We start from the raw sequence: 23524 nt of genomic DNA, 5'->3' as shown, positions 1-23524 counted from the left end.
TAACGGCGCGGGTCAATGGCGTTGACGCGCGTCGCCGGCGCGCGACGCGCCAGCCGGGCGTCAGCGGCTGTCAGCGGCCCGTCAGGCCGTTCCGGTCAGCAGCACCATCAGCGCGCCGGCGCCACCGTCGCTGGCGCGCGCCTGCACGAAGGCCAGCACCTCGTTCTTCTGCACCAGCCAGCGCCGCACGCGCCCCTTGAGCACTGGCTCGCGGCCCGGCGAGCCATGGCCCTTGCCGTGCACGACGCGCACGCAGCGCAGCCCGCGGCGGGCGCTGTCGTGGATGAACTGCCCCAGTGCCTCGCGCGCGGCATCGCGGCGCAGGCCGTGCAGGTCGAGCTGGGCCTGCAGCGCCCAGTGGCCGCGACGCAGCTTGCGCACCACCTCGACGGCGATACCCTCACGGCGGAAGCTCAGCGTCTCGTCGGTGTCCAGCAGCGTGTCCACGTCGATTTCGTCGGACAGCGCCTGCAGCAGCACGGCGCGCTCGTCGGCCTCGCGCTGACGCGGCTCGGGCGCCGGCTGTTCGCGCTCGTGCAGCACGCGGTCCACGCGGCGCAGCGGCGTCACGGGGCCGACCGTCAGTTCAAAGACGCGGCGCTCCTGTTCTGCCAGCCGCAGGGCCGCCGCCAGACGCTCGCGCTCCAACTCGGCCGCCAGCCGCGCGGCGGTGAGCTCGCGAGCGAGCGGCTTCAGGTCGGCCAGGCTGCGGACCGTCTTGCTCACATCAGACCCCGCTCGGCCAGGGACACCACTTCGCCCGCGCCGACGACGAGGTGGTCGACGACGCGAACGTCGACCAGGGCCAGCGCCTGGCTCAGCTGGCGTGTGAGCAACTCGTCGGCCTTGGAGGGTTCGGCCACGCCGCTGGGGTGGTTGTGCGCCAGGATGGCGGCGCCGGCGCCCAGCGCGAGCGCGCGCTTGACGACCTCGCGCGGGTGCACCGTCGTCGACGTCAGCGAACCCTGGAACAACGTCTCCATCGCGATCAGCCGCAGCTGGGCGTCCAGGAACAGCACGGCGAACACCTCGTGGCCCAGGCAGCCCAGGTGCAGGCGCAGATAGGTCTTGACCGCGTCAACGTCGCTCATGGCCGGCTTCTCGGCCAACTGCTGGTTCAGCGAGCGGCGCGCGATCTCCAGCACGGCAGCGATCTCGGCGCGCTTGGCCGGCCCCAGGCCCTTGACCTTGCCGAGATCCTGCACGCCGGCCGCCAGCAGCCCGGCCCAGCCGCCGAAGCGGTCCAGCAGACTCTGCGCCAGCTGCAGCACCGGCGTGCCCTGGATGCCGGTGCGCAGCAGCAGGGCCAGCAACTCGGCATCCGCCAGCGCCTGCGGGCCGCGGGCGAGCAGCTTCTCGCGCGGGCGGGCGTCAGGGGGCAGGTGGGTCAGCGGCATAAAATCGGCAGTCTAGCCAAGCGCTCCCAGACCTCTCCCGAATGAATCCCATCCAGGCCGGCTCCTTCCTCACGCTGCATTACCGGCTCTCGGGCCCGGACGGCGCCGACATCGTCAATACCTTCGACGACAAGCCGGCGACGCTGTCGCTGGGCACGGGTCAGCTGTCGCCGGCCATCGAGGCGCGCCTTGTCGGCCTGCCCGAAGGTGCGCACGAGACCTTCCAGCTCGCCGCCGGCGAGGCCTTCGGGGACCGCAACCCCGAGCTGCTGCAGCGCGTGAAGCTCACGCTGCTGCGCCAGCTGGGCGATCCGGACGAGACCTACAACGTCGGCGACGTCGTGCAGTTCCCCGGCCCGGACGGACAGGGCGGCTATGCCGGCGTCGTGCGCGAGTTGGGCCACGAGGCCCTGCTGTTCGACTTCAACCACCCGCTCGCTGGCCAGCCGGTCAGCTTCGAGGTGCAAGTGATCGGGGTACTTTGATGACGGCCGCCGTGCAAACCCAGGAAGTGCTGCTGGCCGAGCCACGTGGCTTCTGCGCCGGCGTGGACCGGGCCATCGAGATCGTCGAGCGCGCGCTCCTGAAGTTCGGCGCGCCCATCTACGTGCGCCACGAGATCGTCCACAACACCTACGTCGTCAACGACCTGAAGTCGCGCGGTGCCATCTTCATCGAGGACTTGGCCGAGGTGCCGCCCGGCGCCACGCTGGTGTTCAGCGCCCACGGCGTGAGCCAGGAGGTGCGCCGCGAGGCTGCCGCGCGCGGCTTCAACGTCTTCGACGCCACCTGCCCGCTGGTGACCAAAGTGCACGTCGAAGTGGCCAAGCTGCACCGCGAGGGCTATGAGTTCATCATGATCGGCCACAAGGGCCACCCCGAGGTCGAGGGCACGATGGGCCAGCTGTCTGAGGGCATCTTCCTGGTGGAGGACGTCGAGGACGTGGCCAAGGTGCGGGTCAAGGACCAGACCCGGCTCGCGGTCGTCACGCAGACCACGCTCAGCGTGGACGACGCGGCTGACATCCTGGCCGAGGTGAAGCGCGTGTTCCCGCAGGTGCGCGAGCCCAAGCAGCAGGACATCTGCTATGCCACGCAGAACCGCCAGGACGCCGTCAAGCTGCTGGCGCCTCAGGTCGACGTCGTCATCGTCGTCGGCAGCCCCACCAGCTCCAACAGCAACCGCCTGCGCGAACTCGCCGAGCGCCTGGGCACGCCGGGCTACATGGTCGACGCGGCCGACGACCTGAAGGCCGAGTGGCTGGACGGCCGTCCGCGCGTGGGCCTGACGGCCGGCGCCTCGGCGCCCGACGTGCTGGTGCAGGCCGTCATCGATCGCCTGCGCGCCTTCGGCGCGACGACGGTGCGCAGCCTGCCTGGCGTGGAGGAGCACGTGCGCTTCCCGCTGCCCATGGGCCTGGGCGACAAGTCCATGGCCGAGGTGAGTTCCTCCCGATCCTGACGCCGATGCCTCACGCATCCGGCGGCGCTGACTGACATCGGCGCCGTTTTCGTATCCGATTTCTGAAGGTTCATTTTCCATGCTCGACATCACCCAACTGCGCAAGGACCTCGATGCCGTCATCGAGCGCCTGAGCGCGCGCAAGCACCCGCAGCCCTTCCTCGACGTGGAGCGCTTCAAGGCCCTGGAGGCCGAGCGCAAGGCCGTGCAGACCCGCACCGAGGAGTTGCAGGCCCGCCGCAACGCGCTGTCCAAGCAGATCGGCATGGCCAAGGGCAAGGGCGAGGACGCCTCGGCCCTCATGGCCGAGGTCGGCGGCATTGCCGATGAACTCAAGGCTGGCGCGGAGCGGCTGGACGCCATCCAGCACGAGCTCAACCAGATGCTGATGGGCGTGCCCAACCTGCCCGACGCCAGCGTGCCGCTTGGCGCCGACGAGGCCGGCAACGTCGAGGTGCGCCGCTGGGGCAGCCCGCGCGCCTTCGACTTCGACGTCAAGGACCATGTCGACCTCGGTGCCCCCATTGGCCTGGACTTCGAGACCGGCGCCAAGCTGTCGGGCTCGCGCTTCACCTTCCTGAAGGGCCCTGTCGCCCGCCTGCATCGCGCGCTCGCGCAGTTCATGCTCGACGTGCAGACCACCGAGCACGGCTACACCGAGTGCTACACGCCCTACATCGTCAACCGCGAGATCCTCGAAGGCACGGGCCAGCTGCCCAAGTTCAAGGAAGACATGTTCTGGGTGCTGCGTGGCGGCGACGACGAGCAGGCAGAGCAGTACCTCATCTCCACCTCGGAAATCTCGCTGACCAACACCGTGCGCGAGAGCGTGCTCAAGGCCGAGGACCTGCCCGTCAAGCTGACGGCCCACAGCCCCTGCTTCCGCTCGGAAGCAGGCTCGGCCGGCCGCGACACGCGCGGCATGATCCGCCAGCACCAGTTCGACAAGGTCGAGATGGTGCGCATCGAGCAGCCCGAGCACAGCATGGCTGCGCTGGAGGAGATGACCGGTCATGCCGAGGCCATCCTGCAGAAGCTCGGCCTGCCGTATCGCACCATGCTGCTGTGCAGCGGCGACATGGGTTTCGGCGCGGTCAAGACCTACGACCTGGAGGTGTGGCTGCCGGCGCAGAACACCTACCGCGAGATCAGTTCCTGCTCGAACATGGGCGCCTTCCAGGCCCGCCGCATGCAGGCGCGCTTCAAGAACGCCCAGGGCAAGAACGAGCTGGTGCACACGCTGAACGGCTCCGGCTTGGCCGTGGGCCGCACGCTGGTGGCGGTGCTGGAGAACTACCAGAACGCCGACGGCAGCATCACCGTGCCGCAAGCGCTGCGCCCCTACATGGGCGGCGTCGAGTTGCTGCGCGCCTGATCTCGAGCGGGGGCGAAAAAGCCGGCTATAATGCTTGGCTTCGCACCAGCGCACCGAATCAGGAGAGGTGGCAGAGTGGTCGAATGTACCTGACTCGAAATCAGGCGTACGGTATCCCCGTACCGAGGGTTCGAATCCCTCCCTCTCCGCCAAGAACAGCCCGCCGGCAACCCCGGCGGGCTTAATGAGATGGTCACCCCCATCTCGTGTTTGCCCCGAACACCCCGGTGACGTACGTTGCCGGGGTGTTCTTATTTGTGGCGGAGGTCATCATGGACTCTGTAACGATGGTCGGCATCGACCTGGGCAAGCACTCGTTTCACCTGCACGGCCAGGACCGCAAGGGGCTGGCCGTATTCCGCAGGAAGCTCAGCCGCAAGCAGCTTGTCGAGTTCTTCGCCAAGTTCCACCCCTGTACCGCCATCATGGAGGCCTGTGCTGGCGCCCACTACCTGGCGCGCAGGCTCGTTGCCCTTGGCCACGAGGTCAAGCTGATCTCGCCGCAGTACGTGCGCCCGTTCGTGAAGGGCAACAAGAACGACTTCATCGACGCCGAGGCGATCTGCGAGGCCGCCTCGCGGCCTACGATGCGCTTCGTGCCGCCCAAGACCGAGGCCCAGCAGACGCTGTCGATGCTGCACCGCGTGCGCGAGTCCCTGGTCCACGACCGCACCAAGACCGCCAACCAGATGCACGGCTTCCTGCTGGAGTTCGGCATCAGCCTGCCCGTCGGCTTCGCCGTCATCAAGAGGCTGCCCGCCTTGATGGCCGAGCATGAAGACCTGCCGCCACAGTTCGTCCTGGTGTTGCAGCGGCTGCACGCGCATTTCAAGTACCTGGACGACCAGATCGCCGAGGTCGAGAAGCAACTGGGGCGCCAGGTCCACGCAGACGACCTGGGCCACAGGCTCATGACGCTGCCGGGCGTCGGCCCCATCACCGCCAGCGTGCTCTCAGCCGAGATGGGCGACGGGCATCAGTTCGCCGCCAGCCGCGACTTCGCAGCCTCGCTCGGGCTGGTGCCGCGCCAGTACAGCACCGGCGGCAAGGCTACGCTCCTGGGCATCAGTAAACGCGGCGACAAGAACCTGCGACGGTTGCTGGTGCAGTGCGCCCGGGCATTCATGCAGCGATTGGATAAATACCCCGGCCCGCTGGCCGACTGGGTGCGCTCGCTGCTCACGCGCCGGCACTCCAATGTCGTGGCGTGCGCGCTGGCCAACAAGCTCGCGCGCATGGCGTGGGCTTTGGCCCGCGGGCACACGTCCTACGACCCGGGCAAGCTGCGGCCACAGCCGGCAGTAGCCTGACCGACGCTCGCCCTTTAACCTCTACGACGAACACCCAACAGGTTTTGCGACCGCTGCAGCAGTGATGACGTGAACGGCCCATTCGGCCTGGCAGACATCCAGATAAGAAAACCGGCTCTTGAAGCCGAGGGCTTTTTAAGGACTGCCGGGCGCGACTCTCATCGTGGCGCGGGAATCCCCGATCCCCACCCAGACGCCGGATAGATTTACGCAAGCCACCTTCACTTCACCTGCCATCAGCGCTTGCAAAAGCGGGGGTGACCATAGATTTTCTTTGCCGGTCAACTGAGCCCGTGCAGCCTGGCCCGATCCCCGGCTTCCAGTTGGTCGGCCATGGAACGCAAAGCGGCCGGCATGGCCTGACAGAACTCGGGCGATCCCACGATCGAGAAACCGCTGCCCAGTTCGCCGTTGTAGACCATGACGACGGCGCCGTCCGCGTCCGTCCTGTCCCGGATTTCCTCGCACAAGCCGCCGTATTTGCCACGTTCCCTCATCGACTTCCCCTCCTGAGCTCTGCCCGCCGGATCGTTCATCATCCAACGCCGGCCAGTGTCCGCCGCTGCTGGCTCGCGGCGTGAGCCAGCATTTCGGAGGTGTGGCCCCGGTCAGGGAAGTTGCTGCAACTCGACGCTGACCTTCACGGCTTCAGCGGTCTTGTTCGTCCACATCCAGCAATGTGCTGGTTCGGCCTCGAAGGTCTGCAGACCCTGACCCTTCTCGGCCCGTTCCAGCCGTGCCGGGTAGACGACTTCCTTGCCCTGGTGGAAGTGAATGTTGAAGGGCAGCGGCGCGCCGGCCTCGAAGGACCACCGCGCGCGGCTGCCCTTGGGCAGCTTGCCGCAGACCTCCAGCATCTCCTTGGGTGCCAGCGTCGTCGCGTGCGTGAAGCGGCCTTCGGCGGTCCAGACGACGTCGACGACCTGGGCGGCCGCGAAGGTCTTGGTCGAGGCGGCCAGGCAGAGCAGCGCGAGCACGGCCTTCATTTCGCCATCTCGATGGCGGTGACGATGAACTGGCCGGCCTCGTGCGAGGCCCTGAAACGCACCTTGTCCCCGACCTTGAGACCGTCGAGCAGGTGCTTGTCGCGGGCCTGGAAGACCATGGTCATGGCGGGCATGTCCAGGGACCTGATCTCGCCGTGGCGCAGCGTCACCTTGGCTGCGGCGAGGTCGATCCTGCGGACCTCGGCGTCGGTCATCGTGTCGGCGGCGGAAGCTGCCGGAGCGGGCGGCTCGGCGGCGGGGGCGAGCATGGGTGATGTCAGCAGCACGGCCCAGAGCAGAACGGATTTCATGAAGCAGGTCTCCTGGGTCAGCGTGGCTGCACGACGATCTTGCCGCGCATGCCAGCCTGGAAATGGCCGGCGATGAGGCAGGCGAAGTCGAACTCGCCCGTACGATTGAAGGTCCAGACGATCTCGCCGCTCTGGCCAGGCGGCACATGGGCCATGTAGGGCTCGTCGTGTTGCATGCCGGGGAACTTCAGCATCAGTGCCGCGTGCTCTTCCAGCTCCTGCGGGGTGCCGATGACGAGTTCGTGCAGCACGGCACCCGTGTTGCGCATGACCAGGCGCAGCGTCTCGCCCTGGCGCACCTCGATGCGCGAGGGCGTGAAGCGCATGTCGTCGCTCATCTTGATCTGGACGCTGCGCTTGGCTGCGCGGCGCTCACCGGCAATGCCCCAGGCCTTCTGTTCCTTCTTGACGGTGCCTGGCGGCGCGCTGGCGGCGTGGCCGTCGCCATGGGCTTGCGAGCCGCCGGCGGCGAGGGCGAGCAGCAGGGAGAGGAGGATTCGTGTCTTCATGGCATCAATGGCCGGCATGGCCCTGGGGTTTGCGGATCTGGACTTCGACATCGCCCTTGGCGGATGTCGAGGCAGCGGCGGGAGCCGTCGGCGCGGGCGGCGCCTCGCCCACCTCGCGCGCCAGTGTGCCGGGCGGGTGCTGAAACCAGCCGGGGTCGCTGTAGTCGCCGCGCTTGAGGCCGCGGCGCACCTTGAGCATGCTGAACATGCCGCCCATCGCGACCGGGCCGAACGGACCTTCGCCCGCCATCATGGGTGCCGTGTTGTCGGGCAGCGGCATGCTCATCTCGGTCATGTCGTGCATGCCACGCTCGCCCATGACCATGTAGTCCGGCACCAGCTGGCGGATCCTGGCCGCCAGGCCGCTGTGGTCCACGCCGATCATGGTCGGCACGCCGTGGCCCATCGCGTTCATCGTGTGGTGGGCCTTGTGGCAGTGGAAGGCCCAGTCGCCTTCCTCGTCGGCGATGAAGTCGAGCTGGCGCATCTGGCCCACGGCGATGTCCGTCGTCACCTCGGGCCAGCGCGCCGATCGAGGCACCGGGCCGCCGTCCGTGCCCGTGACCGTGAACTCGTGGCCGTGAATGTGGATGGGGTGGTTGGTCATCGTCAGGTTGCCGACGCGAATGCGCACGCGCTCGCCCTGGCGCGCCACCAGCGGCGCGATGCCGGGGAAGACGCGGCTGTTCCAGCTCCACAGGTTGAAGTCCAGCATCGTCATGATCTTCGGCGTCGCGCTGCCAGGCTCGATGTCGTAGGCATTCAGCAGGAAGGCGTAGTCGCGGTCCACTTCGTCGATGTGCGGGTGTTTCGCTTTCGGATGCGTGATCCACAGGCCCATCATGCCCATGGCCATCTGCACCATCTCGTCGGCGTGCGGGTGGTACATGAAGGTGCCGGGGCGGCGCGCGACGAACTCGTAGACCCAGGTCTTGCCGGGCGGGATGGGCGGCTGGGTCAGGCCGCTCACGCCGTCCATGCCGTTGGGCAGGCGCTGGCCGTGCCAGTGCATGCTGGTCACCTCGGGCAGGCGGTTGGTGACGTAGATGCGCACGCGGTCGCCCTCGACGACCTCGATGGTCGGGCCCGGGCTCTGGCCGTTGTAGCCCCACAGATGGGCCTTGAAGCCGGGCGCCATCTCGCGCACGACGGGCTCGGCGACGAGGTGGAACTCCTTGACGCCGCCGTTCATGCGCCAGGGGGCCGTCCAGCCGTTCAGCGTGACGACGGGGTTGTAGGGCCGGCCGCTGGGCGGCACGAGCGGGGCTTGGGTGTCGGGCGAGGTCTGGATGACGGGCTCGGGCAGAGCGGCCATGGCCGCCTTGGAGACTGCCGCCAGCGAGGCCGCGCCCAGCAGGGAACGTCGGTTGAACATGGGATGTCCTCGGATTCAGTGGGGCGCCGCAGCGGCGGGCGCGGCGGCGGCGCCGGCGGCGGGCGGGGCGGGCGTGGCGGGCCCCAGCAGGGCCTGGTCCAGAAGCCCTTCAGCCAGCCAGAAGTCGCGCAGCGCGTCCTGCGCGGCGGCCACCGTGGCGACCTGGGCGCGCGCATCGGCCAGCAACTCGAAGACGCCGATCAGCATGCCGTTGTAGCGCAGCAGCTGCTCGTCGGAGATGCGCTGGGCCAGCGGCAGCAACTCGTCGCGGTGCTGGCGGGCGATGTCCCAGGCGCCGCGGTACAGGCCGTAGGCCTCGCGCACCTCGGAGCGGGCCCGGATGGCCGTGTCGGCCGCGTCGTGCGCGGCTTCGCGGGCCAGCGCCTGCGCGCGCGGCAGCGGACCGGGGCCGAACAGCGGCAGCTCCAGCGTGATCTCCCAGCCGCGCTGCGTGGGTGCCTCGTTGGACGAGTTGCGCACGACGCCGAGTTCCAGCATCGACACGAAGCGGTTGATCTGGCCGGCGTCGATCTGGCGCGCGGCCTGCTCCAGCCGCAGCCGGGCGGCCTGGACATCCAGGCGCTGGGCCAGGGCGAGCGTCTCGATGTCCGGCTGCTCGCGCGGTGCGGCGGGCAGGGCCGGCAGGCGCTCGGGCAGACGCAGCGCCGCGGCATCGGCGCCCCACAGGCCCAGCAGGCGAACAAGGCGCTCGCGCGCCGCCAGCCGCTGGCCTTCCGCGCGGGCCAGCGCCAGCCGGGCCTCGGCGGCAAAACCTTGCTCGCGGGCCCGGGCCAGCGCATTGAAGTTGCCGACGGCCTGCATGCGCCGCGCCAGTTCGGCACCCGCGTCGGCGGCTTCCAGCACCTGGCGGCGGTAGGTCAGCGATTCTTCGGCGGCGACCGCGTTGACCCAGGCGCGGCGGGTGTCCGCGGCCAGCGCCAGCACGTCGGCCGCGGCGAGCCGCTGCTCGGCCCGCAGGCGCCGCTGCTCGGCCTGGCGCACCAGCGGCAGCGTCAGCAGCCGGGCCAGGTTGATGTGCCAGCCGCGCTCCAGCTCCACCTCGTCGCCGCGCCTGAGGCGGCTGAAGCTGAAGCCGGGGTTGGGCAGTCGGCCGGCTTCCTCCACCTCGGCGGCCGTCACGCCCAGGCGGGCGAGGCGGGCCTGCAGTGAACGGCTGTTCTGCAGCGCCAGCTGCACGGCCGCATCGGCGCTCAGCGGCTCGCGCAGGCGCCGCGCCAGCGCGTCGGGCGACAGCGGCTCGACGGCCAGGACCTGGCCGATGTGGGGCTGGGTCAGGCGATTGAGGCTGGCGACCTCGTCACCCGGCCCGTCCTGGGGATCGAGGCCGGCGCAGCCGCTCAGGGCCACGGCCAGTGCCGTCAGGGACAGGGCGCGCTTCATCGCGCCTGCTCCGGCGGCAGCGTCTCGCGGGCATAGGTGCGCCAGCCGCCGACACGTTCGACACGTGCGTTGGCGGCGCGCCAGTCGACGGGGGACGGGTCATCGGCGGCCAGCGGCGGCGGGGCCTTTCTGACGGCGACGGGCGGCACCTTGGCGCGCGCGTCGGCGGGGTCGGGGCGGGGCTGCGCGGCGGCGCTCAAGGCCAGCCAGGTGGCGCACAGGGCTCCGACGCGGGGGAACAGCAAGGGCATGTCAGCCTCTCTGAACGGGTGATCGACCGCCGAGCGCGGCGATGCGCGCGGCGGGGAGGGCAGCGTTGGGAGGAGGCTCAGGCCCGAGGGGGCGGGTCGGGCAGGGGCGGCACGACGCCCGTCCAGCGTTCGGCCGGCACCTGGGCGGCGCGCACGGCCGGCGCAGCCGTCACGGCCAATGCCAAGGCGGGCGGCGGCGGCGCGGCGGCCAGGCAGCAGGGGGCGCAGAGCTTGCAGGCCTTGCCTGCGGCGTCGGCATGGTGATCCTTGCCCTGGTGGTCGTGATGCCCATGCCCGGCATGGGCCGCCGCGACGGGCGCCGGCTGCACCGTCCCGCATTCCAGCTGCACGGCCGCGAGCAGGCTGCGAAGGGGCAGCAGCACGAGCAGCAGGCAGAGGACGAGGAAGCGGCCGGGGCGACGCATGGGCGGCACTTTAACCGCGCTGCAGCCAGGCCCTGGGCGACAGCCCCGCATGCCGCTGGGCGAACACGCGGCTCAACGCCGACGCGTTCGCGTAGCCCAGTTCCGCGGCCAGCGCCTTCAGCGGCTTGCCGGCGCGCAGCCCGGTGCGCGCGATGGCCAGGCGCCAGTCGGCCAGGTAGTCGGCCGGCGTCTGGCCCAGGGCCTCGCGGAAGGCCGTGGCGAAGCGGCTGCGCGACATGCCGGCCTCGGCCGCCATCGCGGACAGCGGCCAGGCGTCGCCCGGGCGCGCATGCAGGGCCGTCAACGCGCGGGCCAGCTGCCCGTGGCTCAGCCCGCGCATCAGGCCCAGAGGCAGCGGGGTGTCCCGCTGGTCCAGCATCCAGCGCAGCAGTTGCAGCAACAACACCTCGAACAGCCGGTCGGCCAGCAGGCGCTGGCCGCAGCGCACCCGCTCGGCCTCGCCGAACAGCAGGCCCAGCGTCGCACCAACGCCGTCCACGTCGGCCAGCGGCAGCACGACCAGCGGCGGCAGCGCCTGTACCAGCGGGTGGCCGGCCTCGAAGTCCAGCGTCGCGCAGACGAAGTCCGCGCCCTCGGTGGGTGCGTTGTGGAAGTCATGGGCCAGCGGCCGGGGATAGAAGACGAGGCTGGGCTCGCGCACCCACAGGTGCTCGACGAGGCCGGTCGCCGCCGCATGCCGCACCTCCATCTCGCCGCGGCGCATGACATGCAGGAAGCCGCGCCCGGGGCGGGCATCGAAGTGCGTCACGCCGCACAGCGGTCCGGCGTGGAAGAGGCTGGCCTGCACGCGGAAGCGCTCGAACAGCGGGCTCAGGCGATCCAGTGGCGGCGCGTCGGTCACGGGACGATTGGGTTGATTTTGTGGATCAAATGATACCAATCGCTTCGTCTTCGCCGCGACATTGGAGACCTTCTCCACTGCCATCGAAAGGCCAAGTCATGACCTCCCGCGTTCCCCTCGTCTCGTCCAACGACACCCCGGCCGGCAGCCGCGCGCTGCTGGACACCGTGCACGGCGCCTTCGGTGCCACGCCCAACATGTTCCGCGCCGTTGCCAATTCGCCGGCGGCGCTGCAGGCCATGTGGGGCTTTTTCGGCGCCCTGGGCGGTGGCGCGATTGCGGCACGCCTGGGTGAGCAGATCGCCGTGGCGGTGGCCGACCGCAATGCCTGCGAATACTGCCTGGCCGCGCATACGGCGCTGGGCCGCAAGGCCGGTGCTTCAGCGGCGGAGATGAGCGCCGCCCAGGCCGGCGAATCGGCCGACCCGGCGACGGCTGCCGCTCTGCGCTTCGCGCTCAAGCTGGTCGAGCAGCGCGGCCAGGTGGATGAGGCCGACGTGACGTCCCTGCGCGCCGCAGGCTTTGGAGATGGCCAGATCGTCGAGATCCTGGCCCATGTCGCGCTGAACCTGTTCACGAACTATGTGAACGTCGCGTTCGCCGTGCCGGTGGATTTCCCCGCCGTGAAGCTGCGTTCGGCGGCCTGATGGCCGAGGTGTAGCAACGATGATGCCGCCCATGATGAAGACTGCCGTCGCGTTGCGCCACCTTGCTTTCGAGGACCTCGGCCTCATCGAGCCGCTGTTGCGGCGGCGCGGCTTCCAGGTCCGGTATCACGAGGCCGGCGTCGACGACTTCGCGGCCGTCGACCTTGACGCGGTCGACCTGCTTGTCGCGCTGGGCGGGCCGATCAGTGTCGAGGACGACGCCGGCTACCCTTGGCTGGCCGATGAGGTCGGGCTGGTGCGGCGGCGGCTGGACTCGGGCCGGCCGCTGCTGGGCATCTGCCTGGGGGCTCAGCTGATGGCGCGGGCCCTGGGCGCTGCAGTGCGGCCCATGGGCATCAAGGAGATCGGTTTCGCGCCGCTGAGCTTGACCGAGGCCGGCCAGGGCACGGCGCTCGCCGGGTTCGACGGGCAGCCGGTGCTGCACTGGCATGGCGACCAGTTCGCGCTGCCGGCAGGTCTGCCATCCCTCGCGGCCACGGCCGTCTGCCCGCACCAGGCGTTCGCGCCGCACCCCGGGGCGCTGGCGCTGCAATTCCATCCCGAGGTCGACCCGGCCCGCATCGAGCAATGGCTGATCGGCCATGGCGACGAGCTTGCTGCCGCCGGCATCCGGCCGCAGGCGCTGCGCGAGGCCGCCAAACAACAAGGCCCCGGACTTGCCGAGGCCTTGGGGCGGTTCATGACCAGCTGGTTAGACCAGGCCCTGCTTTGACGCCAGCACCGCCGCTTCGGCGCGGCTGGACACGTTGAGCTTCTTGTAAATGCTCTTGATGTGGTCGTTGACGGTGAACCACTTGATGCCCATCAGGTTCGCGATCTCCTTGATCGTGAAGCCCTTGCTCAGATAAGTCAGCACCTCGCTCTCGCGGGGCGTGAGGCGCTCCCACTCGGGCGGCGGGTCCAGCGCCACGCCGCGGCTGTTGGCGAAGGGGGCGTTGGAGGTCGATAGCGTGCCGAAGCCGGAGTTCAGCGGCATGGTGCCGCTGTCGCTCGTGCTGGGGCGGAAGTGGCTCAGCAGCCGGCGCGCGATGGCTGGTGACAGCGGGGGCTGGCCACGCACGATGCGCTGCAACTCCTCGACCAGCACCTCGAAGCGGTCTTCCTTCAGCAGATAGCCGTCGGCCCCGCACTGCAGGGCGGGGAAGAGGTGGTCATCGTCGGAGTACAGCGTCGTGACGATCTTGATCGCCGTCGAGCCGCTGAGCTCGGTCAGGAACTCCATGCCGTTGCCGTCGGGCAGTTCCAGGTCGACGAGGATGAGCTTGAAGCCGACCTCGCCGTTGCTGCCGCCGAGCTTGGCCACCTGGCGGCGGGCGTTTTCAAGGTCACCGACCTCGGTGATCTCCATCGCGTCGCTGAAGCTCTCTCGCACCACCCGGCACAGAAAGCTGCGGGCAACGGGGTTGTCTTCGATGATCAGGACTTTGACGGTCATGGCGCGGGAGCGGGCAGCGGCTGTCGTTTCGGCTGTCGAATGTAGCGCAGAGCCCCCTAGAAACCCGGGCGGGCCGGCCGGGTCCAAGCCCCCGTTTCAGGCTTCAAGGATTGGTAAGAACCAACTTGCCGACTACCTCGCGCGCCGCCATGCGGGCAAAGGCCGCGGGCAGTTCCTCCATGGGCAGCACGCGGTCCAGCACCGGTTTGATCTTGCCGGCGGCATACCAGGCGGCCAGTTCGCCCAGCATCTTCGCGTTGCGGCCGGGCTCGCGCTTGGCGAACTCGCCCCAGAACACGCCGACGATGGATGCGCCCTTGAGCAGGGCCAGGTTCAGCGGCAGGGCCGGGATGGAGCCTTGGGCGAAGCCGATGACCAGATAGCGGCCGCGCCAGGCGATGGAGCGGAAGGCGGTCTCGGCCAGATCGCCGCCGACGGGGTCGTAGACGACATCGGGCCCCTTGCCTCCGGTCAGCGTCTTCAATTCGTCACGCAGGTTCTGCGTCGCGTAGTTGATGGCCGCGTCGGCGCCCAGGGCCTTGCAGGCCTCGCACTTGGCATCGCTGCCTGCGGCGGCGATGACGCGTGCGCCGGCCGCCTTGGCGATCTGGATGGCCGCCGTACCCACGCCGCCGGCTGCGCCGAGGATGAGCACGGTTTCACCGGACTGCAATGTCGCGCGGTCCATCAGCGCGTGGTGGCTGGTGGCATAGGTGCAGATGAAGGCGGCGGCGTCCTCGAAGGCGAAGCCCTCCGGCAGCGGCATGGCCAGGATGGCGGGAATGCAGACCTCGGTGGCGAAGCCGCCCAGCCCGCCGAAGGCCGCGACGCGCTGGCCGACCGCAAAGCCCTTGACGCCTTCGCCCACCTCGGTGACGACGCCGGAGAACTCCGTGCCCGGCACGAAAGGCAGGGGCGGCTTCATCTGGTACTTGTTCTGCACGATGAGGAGGTCCGGGAAGTTCAGGCTGGCCGCCTTGATCTGCACGCGGAGCTGGCCGGCGCCCAGGGCCGGTGCGGGCAGTTCGCGCCATTGCAGTGCCTCGACACCCACGGGGTTCTCGCACAGCCATGCCTTCATCGTCTTCTCCTGAGTCATTGGTGTTCCCACGGCCAGGCTGAGCCTGTCCTGCCCCCGCAAGGGCGCCAGAAAGTCAGGGCGGCCCGGCGCTTTCCTGGAAGAGACCATGATATGGATCAAGAGAGTTACACCCGGTCTCGCAGGTGACGCCCTCCCTACAATTGGCCATATGCGCATCCTGATTTCCAACGACGACGGCTACCTTGCCCCCGGCCTGGCGGCCCTTGTGAAAGCCTGCGAGGGCCTCGGCGAGATCGACGTCATCGCGCCCGAGCAGAACGCCAGCGGCACGTCCAATTCGCTGACGCTGAACCGCCCGCTCAACGTGCACCGCGCCGCCAACGGTTTCCGCTATGTCAGCGGCACGCCGTCGGACGGCGTGCACCTGGCGCTGACCGGCCTGCTGGGCTACCGGCCCGACCTGGTGCTCTCGGGCATCAACAACGGCGCCAACATGGGCGATGACACGCTCTACTCCGGCACGGTGGCGGCGGCGACCGAGGGCTATCTGTTCGGCATCCCCTCCATCGCCTTCTCGCAGGCTGAGAAGGGCTGGGGCGACCTGGACGCCGCCGCCCGCACGGCGCGCAGCGTCGTCGAGCAGGTGATCGCCGGGGGGCTGGGCCAGGGCTTCCTGCTCAACGTCAACATTCCCAACCGGCCGGATGCCGACACCCGGCCTCGCAAGATCACGCGGCTGGGCCGGCGGCACGCCAGCGAGGGCATCATCGAACAGATCAACCCGCGTGGCGAAACCATCTACTGGATCGGCCCGGCGGGCGATGCCAGGGACGCCGGCGAGGGCACGGACTTCCACGCCACGGCGAACGGCCAGGTGTCGATCACCCCGCTGCAGGTGGACCTGACGGAGCATGCGTCGCTCGGCAGCTGGGCCCAGCGTCTCGGTCTCTGAATGTCGGCACCCAAGCGCTTCCCAGCCAGTCTCAAGTCGGCCGCCGCGCCCCAGCGCGAACTGCTGATGCCGCAGCGCCATTTGCGCCAGGCCACGGCCGACGCAGCCCGGCTGGCCCGGCCCAGCGGGACGGGCCTGGACAGCGGCGCCGTGCGCGAGCGCATGGTGGCGAGGCTGCGCGCCGAAGGGAAGTTCGACGAGCGCGTGCTGGCCGCCATGGCCAGCGTGCCGCGCCACGAGTTCGTCGACAGCGCGCTGGCCGCCCAGGCCTACGAGGACACGGCCCTGCCCATCGGCCACGGCCAGACCATCTCCAAGCCTTCGGTGGTGGCCCACATGCTGGGCCTGCTGATGGCCGGCTCCGGTGCCGCGCCGCGCGGCTCGCTCGGCCGCGTGCTGGAGATCGGCACCGGCTGCGGCTACCAGGCTGCCGTCATCGCACTGCTGGCGCGCCAGGTCACGTCCATCGAGCGCCTGCAGGGCCTGCACGACAAGGCCCGGCTCAACCTGCAGCGCATCGCTCTGCCGCGCGTGCCGCGCCTGGTCTGGGGCGATGGCCGCGTCGGCCACTCGGCCAGCGGACCCTTCGACAGCATCATCGCGGCCGCCGGTGGCGAGGACATTCCCAAGGCCTGGCTGGAGCAACTTGCGCCGGGCGGGCGCCTCGTCGCGCCGACCGCTTCCGGCAGCCGCGGCCAGGTGCTCGTCGTGCTCGACCATGTCGTCGAAGGCGGTGTCAGCCGCTGGGTTCGCAGCGAGCATGAGGCGGTGCTCTTCGTCCCCCTAAAATCTGGCGTCGTCTGACGGGGCCGCCGGCGCACCGCGCCACACAATCGGGTCGGCCTTCCAACGTGCTCTAGCCACACGATGCCCTCAAGCCTGCGCCTTCTATTCACTGCCATCACCACTTCGCTGCTGCTGAGCGCCTGTGGCACCTCGCTGCACCGCCCGGCACCGGTCGAGGACCGCAATCCGCTGCCTGCCTCTGCGGCAGCGGCGCCTGCGTCCGCGGCCTCGGCAGCTTCCGCGCCGGATGCCAGGCCGCCGCTGCCAGGCGCCGAAAACGCCGGCAAGCCGGGCTACTACACGGTCAGGCCCGGCGATGCGCTGATCCGCATTGCGCTGGACAACGGCCAGAGCTGGCGCGACGTGGCCAAGTGGAACAGCCTGGAGAACCCCAACCGCATCGAGGTGGGCCAGGTGCTGCGTGTCGTGCCGCCGGGCGTGGACCCGGGGGCCGTGACGGCCAAGCCGATCGCGAGCGCGGCCAAGGTCGAGTCGCGTCCGCTGGACGCCAAGCCGCCCGTGGGCGCCGCCAGTGCGCCAGCGGCGGCGTCATCGCCAGCCACCGGCAGTGCGGCGGTCAACGAGGAAGACGGGCTGGCCTGGAGTTGGCCCGTGTCGCAGCCCGTCAGCGCCGGTTTCGACGAACAGCGCAACAAGGGCCTGGACTTCGCCGGCAAGCCGGGAGACCCGGTGCTGGCCGTCGCCGATGGTCGCGTTGTTTACGCCGGTTCGGGGTTGCGCGGCTACGGCAACTTGGTCATCATCAAGCACAACAGCACCTACCTGACGGCGTATGCCCACAACCGGGCGATGCTGGTCGAGCAGGACCAAGTGGTACGCAAAGGCCAGAGGATTGCCGAGATGGGTTCCACCGAGAGTGACACCGTCAAGCTGCACTTCGAAGTGCGCAAGCTCGGCAAGCCCGTCGATCCGGCAAAGCTTTTGCCGGCGCGCTGAAACAGCCGGCAATCCACACACATTGGGACAGCGAACCCGCCATGAAACGCGCTGTGCTCAAACTCAACGGTCATGACGACGCCGCCCGCGAGCCGGGCGTTCTGCTGTCGGCGATGAATGGCAATGGCGGCGATGCCGAGCCGGGGCCCGATGTTGCCGAAGACAGCCAGGTGCTGCGCGTGGCCGGCGATGACGTCGAACTGGGCAACGCGCTGCAGGCCTATCTGCGCGACATCCGCCGCACGCCGCTGCTGACGCCGCAGCAGGAATTCGACACTGCCCAGGCCGCGCGCGCCGGGGACTTCGATGCCCGCCAGGCCATGATCGAGCACAACCTGCGGCTGGTCGTCAGCATTGCCAAGAACTACCTCGGCCGCGGCCTGCCGATGAGCGATCTCATCGAGGAGGGCAACCTCGGGCTGATGCATGCAATCGGCAAGTTCGAGCCCGAGCGGGGCTTCCGCTTCTCTACCTATTCGAGCTGGTGGATCCGCCAGAGCATCGAGCGTGCGTTGATGCACCAGGCCCGCCTCGTGCGGCTGCCGGTGCACATCGTGCGCGAGCTCAACCAGGTGCTGAAGGCGCGGCGGGCCCTAGAGGCGCTGCAGAGCGCCCAGGGCTCGGAAGGCCGAGTGCGAGCCGAGGACGTGGCCCAGGCGCTGGGCCGCCCGGTCGAGGAGGTGGCGGAACTGCTGGCCTATGCGGAACTGCCGAGCTCGCTCGATTCACCGGTGGACCGCAACGGCGAAGGCGGCGAGTCCATGCTGGACCTGGTCGCCGACGACCAGGCCATCGACCCGATGGGCCTGCGCCTGTCGCACGAGGTCGAGGAACTGCTGCAACATGGCCTCGCCAGCCTGAACGACCGCGAGCGCGAGGTGCTGTCGGGCCGCTACGGCCTGTCGGACCGGGAGCCGGAGACGCTGGACGTGCTGGCCATCCGCCTCAAGCTGACGCGCGAGCGCATCCGCCAGATCCAGATCGAGGCGCTGGCCAAGCTCAAGCGCAACATGATGCGCCACGGCGTGGATCGGGACTCGATCTTCTGACGCCTGGCCCGACCCTCGGATAATCCGGGGATGACTCAGACAACGGAATGGCTCAAGGTCGAAAGCCTCGAACTTGAGGCGCAGGGCGTGGCGCACAACGCCGAGGGCAAGGTGGTGTTCATCGACGGCGCCTTGCCGGGCGAGGTCGTGAAGGCTGCTATTGCGCGCCGCAAGAACAACTGGGAGCAGGGCCAGCTCACCGAGATCAGGAAGGAAAGCCCGCTGCGCGTGACGCCGGGCTGCCCGCATTTCGGCCTGCATGCCGGTGCCTGCGGCGGCTGCAAGATGCAGCACCTGCAGGCAGGCGCCCAGGTGGCCGTCAAGCAGCGTGTGGTGGAGGACCAGCTCTGGCATCTCGGCAAGGTCAAGCCCGAGGTGCTGCTGCGGCCCATCGAGGGTCCGACCTGGGGCTACCGCTACCGAGCGCGCTTCTCGGTGCGCTATGTGCAGAAGAAGGGCGTCGTGCTGATCGGATTCCACGAGCGCAAGAGCCGCTACGTGGCCGACATGCAGGTCTGCAAGGTCGTGCCCAAGGTCGTCAGCGACCTGCTGATGCCGCTGCGCGAGCTGATCTCCAGCATGGCCGAGCGCGACCGCCTGCCGCAGATCGAGCTGGCCATGGGCGACGAGGTCATCGCCCTGGTGCTGCGCCACCTGAACCCGCTGCCGGATGGCGACATCGCGCTGCTGCGCGAATTCGCCGCCAGGCATGGGGTGCAGTGGTGGCTGCAGCCCAAGGGGCCGGACACCGTCAAGCTGCTGGACGAAGGCGGCCCGGAACTGGCCTATGCGCTGCCGGAGTTCGGCATCCGCATGCCCTTCAAGCCGACCGACTTCACCCAGGTCAATCCGCACATCAACGCCACCCTGGTCGGCCGCGCGCTGCGCCTGCTGGCCGTGCAGAAGGACGACCGCGTCATCGACTGGTTCTGCGGGCTCGGCAACTTCACGCTGCCGCTGGCGACTAAGGCGCGCGAGGTGCTGGGCATCGAGGGCAGCGAGACGCTGGTGCAGCGCTCGCGCGAGAATGCGGCGGCCAACGGCCTGGCGCACAAGACGAGCTTCGTCGCACGCAACCTGTTCGACATGACGCCCGAGCTGCTGGCCCTGGACGGCACGGCCGACCGCTGGCTCATCGACCCGCCGCGCGAGGGTGCCTTCGCGCTGGCCAAGGCGGTGGCCGACATCGCCCAGGACCCGTCGCTGGCGCCCGGCTGGACGGCGCCCAAGCGCATCGTCTACGTCAGCTGCAACCCGGCGACGCTGGCGCGCGATGCGGGCCTGCTGGTCAACGTGGCGGGCTACCGCTGCACGGCGGCCAGCGCGGTGAACATGTTCCCGCACACGGCGCACGTGGAGAGCATCGCGGTCTTCGACCGCTGATTTAGCGTCGGCAGCCGGCCAGCAGGTCCCACTCCGGCTTGTAGACGTCGGCCCGTGCGCCGACCCAGCCCATGGCGGTGTGAAAGAGGTTGTCGTGCGAGGCCGGCTTGTCGCGCAGGCCTTGCAGGCAGCCGGGCTTGAGCGACGCGGCCAGCCCGCCGCCCTCGGGCAGCCAAAGGATCATCGGCACATGGGTCTGCTCGGTGGGTGCGATGGCATGCGGCATGCCGTGCAGGTAAAGGCCGTTCTCCCCGAGCGACTCGCCGTGGTCGGACACGTAGAGCATGCCGGCGTCGAAGCGCGGCGCCTGCGTCTGCAGCCAGCCGATGGCGCGGGCCAGCATCCGGTCGGTGGTGGCGAGCGTGTTGTCGTAGCCGTTGATGACCTGCTCGCGCGGGCACTGCTGCAGCTCGTTGCTGCGGCATTCGGGCAGGAATGGCTTGAGGTCGGGTGGCGAGCGCTTGAAGTAGGCCGGACCGTGGCTGCCCATCTGGTGCATGACGAGGACGAGTCCCCGCTTGAGGCGCTCGGGGTCCAGCGCCGCCACGCGCTTGTCGAGCTCGTGCAGCAGTGATTCGTCGAAGCATTCCTCGCCCAGTTCGTCAGCGTGGCACAGCCCCGCCGGCAGCGGGGCGGCGCCTGCCGGCGGCTTGGCCGCGAAGCCGCTGGGCACGCGGTCGCACAGGCCCTTGCAGCCGCTTTGGTTGTCCAGCCACAGCACGGCCAGGCCCGCGCGCTGCAGCACGTCGAGCAGGTTCTCCTGGGGTTTGTCGGCGTCGAACGCGCTGCGGCCTTGCGGCGCGAACATGCAGGGCAGCGATGCGGCCGTCGCCGTACCGCAGGAGCTGACCTGGCGCAGGCTGATGACGGGCAGCTTGGACAGCGCCGGATTGGTGGGCCGCGCATAGCCGTTGAGGCTGAAGTTCATCGCCCGCGCCGTTTCGCCGACGACCAGCAGCAGCAGCGGGGGCTTGCTGCCCTCGGCGCGCGGCAGCAGGCGGGCGTCCGCGCCGATGACGACGGGCGGCCCCTTGGGGCCGGAGAGGCTGCGCACGCCGACGATGCTGACCGAGTAGACCGCGTTTAGCGGCGTGACCATGTAGCGGATGCTCTTGTTGTTGCGCATTGTCGAGGACAGCGTCGCGAAGACGCTGAGCGCGAGCAGCACCATGGCCAGCAGGGCCAGGCCAAAGGACGCGAGATTGCCGCCCAGGCGCTTGCGCAGGGCCTGGGCCGGCGCCCGGGGGCGGCGCAGCAGCCACCAGGCGGGCAGGGCGCCCAGCAGCACGAGGCTCACGATCAGCCGCCAGCTAAGCAGGTCGCGCGTTTCGCGCACGTCGGTCTGCACCATGTTCACGACCATGGTGGGATCGAAGACGATGCCGTAGGTGCCGATGAAATAGGCCAGCGCCCCGCCGGCCAGCAGCAGGAAGGCGAGCACGCCCTTGATGAGCCGTGGCCAGGCCAGCAGGCTCAGCACCGCGCCGGTGGCGGCGGTGACCATGCCGGCGAAGGCCAGCGTGAAGCCCAGGCCTATGCCCGGCAGCAGCTGCAGCTGCTTCCACAGAGGCCAGTTGGCCAGCAGGCCCATCCAGAGCGCAGCCAGCCAGGCCTGGGTCAGGGGGCGAGAGGTGTCGGGCTGGAACCAGGCCAGCAGGCGCTTGATCAGGGACATGCGAGGAGGTCAGGGGATGGGGCGGCGGCGCGCATTCTCGCGTGCCGCGCGCGGGCTGGTGTGACGGCCCGAGGTCAGGCGGCCACGGCGGTGGGCGAGGTGCGCAGCGCGACGCCACCGGCCGAGTGCGCCTTGCCCGGGCTGCCGCCCATGGGCTTCACGTAGCGGCCGTGCAGCGAGTCGATCTGCCCGGCCAGCGTGGCGGCGTCGTCGATCTTTTCGGCATGGCGCTTCAGCACGAGGCCGGCCATGTCGATCAGCTTGGCGTTGCGCGTCTTCTCGCCCTGCTGGATCAGCAGCTCGACGGCGATCTTGGCGCTGCCGCGCAAGGAGTGGCGCATGGCCGTCTCTGCGACGTTGAAGATCTGCTGGTGACACTCGCGGAACTGCTCGGCCGCGCCCTGGTGCGATTCGGTCATCGAGACAAGGATTTCCGTGCTGGCCTTGGTGGCGCAGTGGCGCATGCCTAGGCCTTGCAGGATGGGCATCATCTCTTCGAGTTCAACCTCCTGGCTGGACAGGCGGATCCACAGCGCCGTCAGCAGCGAGGCGGCTTCGAGGTCGAAGTCGCCGCTGTCGGCATGTGCCGTGAACTCGCGCGCGACGACCAGGGCCTGTCCGACGCGGCGCTCCAGCAGGAAGGCCAGGCCCCGGAAGACGAGGTCGAAACGCTGCAGCCGGATCGAGCCCGGCGCGCGTTCCAGCGCAGCAGCCAGGGAATCATGGGCGTACTTGAAGCCCTTGAAGTCCTTGTTGTCGAAGCGCATCAGCCCGATCAGCACGATGCTGAGCATGTCGAATAGCTTGGAGCGCAGGCCCTGAGACATGGCGCGCTCCAGCATGCGCAGCGCATCCACGCGCTCGCCCGCATAGAAGCCCAGCGAGCCGCAGCGCTGCAGGCGCAGCAGGCAGCCGGGCGTCAGCGTGGCCGCGGTCTGGTAGGTCTTGAGGGCTTGCTGCAGGTCGCCCTGCTCCATCTGCACATGGCCCATCAGGTCATGCGAGTCCGCGTAGTCGGGCAGTTCGCCGATGAGGTTCTCCAGCGTGCGGCGCGCGGCCTGCAGATTGCCGCTGGCCACCTCGGTGCGTGCCACGCCCAGGCGCGCCCAGGGCACGGTCTTGGCGGCGATGATGGCCTCGTACAGTGTCCTGGCGTCGTCGAAGCGCTTGAGCCGCAGCAGCAGCTCGGCCCCGATGCGCGCTGCGTAGAGCCAGTACTTGCCCTTGGCCTCGAAGCGCGCCAGGCAGAGGTTGGCGGCGGTCTCGAAGTCCTGGTTCTCGATGGCTTCGAAGATGCCCTTCAGGATGCGCTTGCGTAGCCGCGCGCTGGCCAGCCGCTCGGCCAGGTTGGCGCTGGTGTAGGGCTTGATGAGGTAGGCGTCCAGCGCCGCCTCGGCGGCCTCGGCCACCTTGGCGTAGGTGGCCTCGCTGGTCACCATGACGAAGACGGTGGAGTAGGGCAGCAGGCCTTCGCGGCGCAGCTCGTCCAGCAGGTCCTGGCCCGAGGTGTCGCTGCTGTCGAAGTGGTAGTCGCACAGCACGATGTCGTAGGTCTGGTGCTCCAGCATCACGCGCGCGTCCTTGACGCGCGGGGTCTGGCGCACGGTGCCCACGCCGAGGTCGCGCAACTGGGCCGACATCAGGCTGCGCGAGTTGGCATTGCTGTCGATGATCAGCGCCGAGGCGTCCTGGATAGTCTCGTCCATCAGGAACATGCGACCTCCTTGCCCGGCGCGTGGCGGTGGACTTTGATCGGAAGTCGCGGAGGCAGAATCACTTATGAGCCATCGGAGTGACAGTCGCTGGACTTTAGGCCGTTCTGGACAAACTGGGTGAGATGGTTTGCGCGCCCCGCCTGGGGGCGTGATTTACGCCGCAGCCAGGGCGGGCGGTTTGTGGCAGTGGCGGGCATG

General features: G+C 69.3%; 26 protein-coding genes and 1 tRNA gene. 12 read left to right on the top strand and 15 right to left on the bottom strand.

The genetic code is table 11. The features are described 5' to 3' along the window. Positions 1-81: 81 nt before the first annotated feature. The gene (locus AC07VX_RS22670) at positions 82-726 is read right to left on the bottom strand and encodes a Smr/MutS family protein (protein WP_493167305.1); all 645 of its coding nucleotides are present in this window, start codon (positions 724-726) and stop codon (positions 82-84) included. Next, the gene (gene radC, locus AC07VX_RS22665; RefSeq protein ID WP_493167304.1) at positions 723-1397 is read right to left on the bottom strand and encodes a RadC family protein; all 675 of its coding nucleotides are present in this window, start codon (positions 1395-1397) and stop codon (positions 723-725) included. Before radC ends, AC07VX_RS22670 begins: the two co-directional genes overlap by 4 nt. 41 nt (positions 1398-1438) lie before the next feature. Between radC and AC07VX_RS22660 the strand changes: the two genes are divergently transcribed. From AC07VX_RS22660 to AC07VX_RS22640, 5 genes are all read left to right on the top strand, one after another. Beyond that, complete coding sequence (locus AC07VX_RS22660) at positions 1439-1882, top strand: FKBP-type peptidyl-prolyl cis-trans isomerase (RefSeq protein WP_493167303.1); 444 nt, start codon at positions 1439-1441, stop codon at positions 1880-1882. Continuing rightward, positions 1882-2859 carry a 4-hydroxy-3-methylbut-2-enyl diphosphate reductase gene (gene ispH, locus AC07VX_RS22655; protein ID WP_493167302.1) on the top strand — a complete coding sequence of 326 codons (978 nt, stop codon included), beginning with the start codon at positions 1882-1884 and terminating at the stop codon, positions 2857-2859. The genes AC07VX_RS22660 and ispH overlap by 1 nt, the downstream gene beginning before the upstream one ends. Positions 2860-2938: 79 nt before the next feature. Beyond that, complete coding sequence (gene serS, locus AC07VX_RS22650; protein WP_493167301.1) at positions 2939-4234, top strand: serine--tRNA ligase; 1296 nt, start codon at positions 2939-2941, stop codon at positions 4232-4234. A 61-nt stretch (positions 4235-4295) separates the two neighbouring features. Further along, positions 4296-4386: transfer RNA gene (locus AC07VX_RS22645), tRNA-Ser, on the top strand. A gap of 120 nt (positions 4387-4506) precedes the next feature. After that, positions 4507-5544: an IS110 family RNA-guided transposase gene (locus tag AC07VX_RS22640; RefSeq protein WP_493167300.1), complete on the top strand. Its 1038-nt coding sequence runs from the start codon at positions 4507-4509 to the stop codon at positions 5542-5544. A gap of 281 nt (positions 5545-5825) precedes the next feature. On the opposite strand, the gene AC07VX_RS22635 is transcribed toward AC07VX_RS22640, so the two are convergent. From AC07VX_RS22635 to AC07VX_RS22595, 9 genes are all read right to left on the bottom strand, one after another. After that, the gene (locus AC07VX_RS22635) at positions 5826-6041 is read right to left on the bottom strand and encodes a hypothetical protein (RefSeq protein ID WP_493183956.1); all 216 of its coding nucleotides are present in this window, start codon (positions 6039-6041) and stop codon (positions 5826-5828) included. Between the two features lie 111 nt (positions 6042-6152). Beyond that, a complete protein-coding gene (locus AC07VX_RS22630; RefSeq protein ID WP_493167298.1) occupies positions 6153-6530 on the bottom strand; it encodes a hypothetical protein in 378 nt (125 codons plus the stop codon). Further along, positions 6527-6841, bottom strand: coding sequence for a copper-binding protein (locus tag AC07VX_RS22625; protein WP_493167297.1), 315 nt, complete (start codon positions 6839-6841; stop codon positions 6527-6529). The genes AC07VX_RS22630 and AC07VX_RS22625 overlap by 4 nt, the downstream gene beginning before the upstream one ends. Before the next feature lie 17 nt (positions 6842-6858). Then, a complete protein-coding gene (locus AC07VX_RS22620; protein ID WP_493167296.1) occupies positions 6859-7350 on the bottom strand; it encodes a cupredoxin domain-containing protein in 492 nt (163 codons plus the stop codon). 4 nt (positions 7351-7354) lie between these two features. After that, a complete protein-coding gene (locus AC07VX_RS22615; protein ID WP_493167295.1) occupies positions 7355-8725 on the bottom strand; it encodes a multicopper oxidase family protein in 1371 nt (456 codons plus the stop codon). Positions 8726-8740: 15 nt separating this feature from the next. Continuing rightward, complete coding sequence (locus AC07VX_RS22610; RefSeq protein ID WP_493167294.1) at positions 8741-10126, bottom strand: TolC family protein; 1386 nt, start codon at positions 10124-10126, stop codon at positions 8741-8743. Further along, entirely contained in the window at positions 10123-10377 is a 255-nt protein-coding gene (locus AC07VX_RS22605) for a hypothetical protein (protein WP_493167293.1), read from the bottom strand. Before AC07VX_RS22605 ends, AC07VX_RS22610 begins: the two co-directional genes overlap by 4 nt. 77 nt (positions 10378-10454) lie before the next feature. Continuing rightward, positions 10455-10802: a hypothetical protein gene (locus tag AC07VX_RS22600; protein WP_493167292.1), complete on the bottom strand. Its 348-nt coding sequence runs from the start codon at positions 10800-10802 to the stop codon at positions 10455-10457. 10 nt (positions 10803-10812) lie between these two features. Beyond that, complete coding sequence (locus tag AC07VX_RS22595; RefSeq protein WP_493167291.1) at positions 10813-11664, bottom strand: AraC family transcriptional regulator; 852 nt, start codon at positions 11662-11664, stop codon at positions 10813-10815. Positions 11665-11762: 98 nt separating this feature from the next. Here AC07VX_RS22595 and AC07VX_RS22590 point away from each other — a divergent pair, with 98 nt between their 5' ends. Continuing rightward, on the top strand, positions 11763-12311 hold the full coding sequence (locus AC07VX_RS22590) for a carboxymuconolactone decarboxylase family protein (protein WP_493167290.1): 549 nt from the start codon (positions 11763-11765) through the stop codon (positions 12309-12311). Positions 12312-12345: 34 nt separating this feature from the next. Beyond that, positions 12346-13044, top strand: a complete 699-nt coding sequence (locus AC07VX_RS22585) for a glutamine amidotransferase (protein WP_493167322.1) — start codon at positions 12346-12348, stop codon at positions 13042-13044. On the opposite strand, the gene AC07VX_RS22580 is transcribed toward AC07VX_RS22585, so the two are convergent. Both AC07VX_RS22580 and AC07VX_RS22575 read right to left on the bottom strand, forming a co-directional pair. After that, entirely contained in the window at positions 13024-13767 is a 744-nt protein-coding gene (locus tag AC07VX_RS22580; protein WP_493167289.1) for a LuxR C-terminal-related transcriptional regulator, read from the bottom strand. The genes AC07VX_RS22585 and AC07VX_RS22580 overlap by 21 nt on opposite strands. A 103-nt stretch (positions 13768-13870) precedes the next feature. Next, the gene (locus AC07VX_RS22575; protein ID WP_493167288.1) at positions 13871-14848 is read right to left on the bottom strand and encodes an NADPH:quinone oxidoreductase family protein; all 978 of its coding nucleotides are present in this window, start codon (positions 14846-14848) and stop codon (positions 13871-13873) included. A 169-nt stretch (positions 14849-15017) separates the two neighbouring features. On the opposite strand from AC07VX_RS22575, the gene surE reads away from it, so the two are divergent. The 5 genes from surE (at position 15018) to rlmD (ending at position 19936) form a co-directional block, all read left to right on the top strand. Further along, entirely contained in the window at positions 15018-15761 is a 744-nt protein-coding gene (surE, locus tag AC07VX_RS22570) for a 5'/3'-nucleotidase SurE (RefSeq protein ID WP_493167287.1), read from the top strand. After that, positions 15762-16565: a protein-L-isoaspartate(D-aspartate) O-methyltransferase gene (locus AC07VX_RS22565; protein WP_493167286.1), complete on the top strand. Its 804-nt coding sequence runs from the start codon at positions 15762-15764 to the stop codon at positions 16563-16565. A 63-nt stretch (positions 16566-16628) separates the two neighbouring features. After that, positions 16629-17504, top strand: a complete 876-nt coding sequence (locus AC07VX_RS22560) for a peptidoglycan DD-metalloendopeptidase family protein (RefSeq protein ID WP_493167285.1) — start codon at positions 16629-16631, stop codon at positions 17502-17504. 41 nt (positions 17505-17545) lie between these two features. Beyond that, positions 17546-18553, top strand: coding sequence for an RNA polymerase sigma factor RpoS (gene rpoS / locus AC07VX_RS22555; RefSeq protein ID WP_493167284.1), 1008 nt, complete (start codon positions 17546-17548; stop codon positions 18551-18553). Between the two features lie 30 nt (positions 18554-18583). Then, entirely contained in the window at positions 18584-19936 is a 1353-nt protein-coding gene (gene rlmD / locus AC07VX_RS22550) for a 23S rRNA (uracil(1939)-C(5))-methyltransferase RlmD (RefSeq protein ID WP_493167283.1), read from the top strand. A gap of 1 nt (position 19937) precedes the next feature. Here rlmD and AC07VX_RS22545 read toward each other — a convergent pair whose 3' ends face one another. Then, positions 19938-21611: a phosphoethanolamine transferase gene (locus tag AC07VX_RS22545; protein WP_493167282.1), complete on the bottom strand. Its 1674-nt coding sequence runs from the start codon at positions 21609-21611 to the stop codon at positions 19938-19940. Between the two features lie 74 nt (positions 21612-21685). Then, the gene (locus tag AC07VX_RS22540) at positions 21686-23326 is read right to left on the bottom strand and encodes a response regulator (RefSeq protein ID WP_493167281.1); all 1641 of its coding nucleotides are present in this window, start codon (positions 23324-23326) and stop codon (positions 21686-21688) included. Positions 23327-23524 lie beyond the last annotated feature (198 nt).

This window comes from Roseateles sp. GW821-FHT03B02, assembly GCF_059421025.1.
The sequence above is the reverse complement of the archived record's forward strand: the minus strand, read 5'-3'. Positions and strand labels throughout refer to the sequence as shown.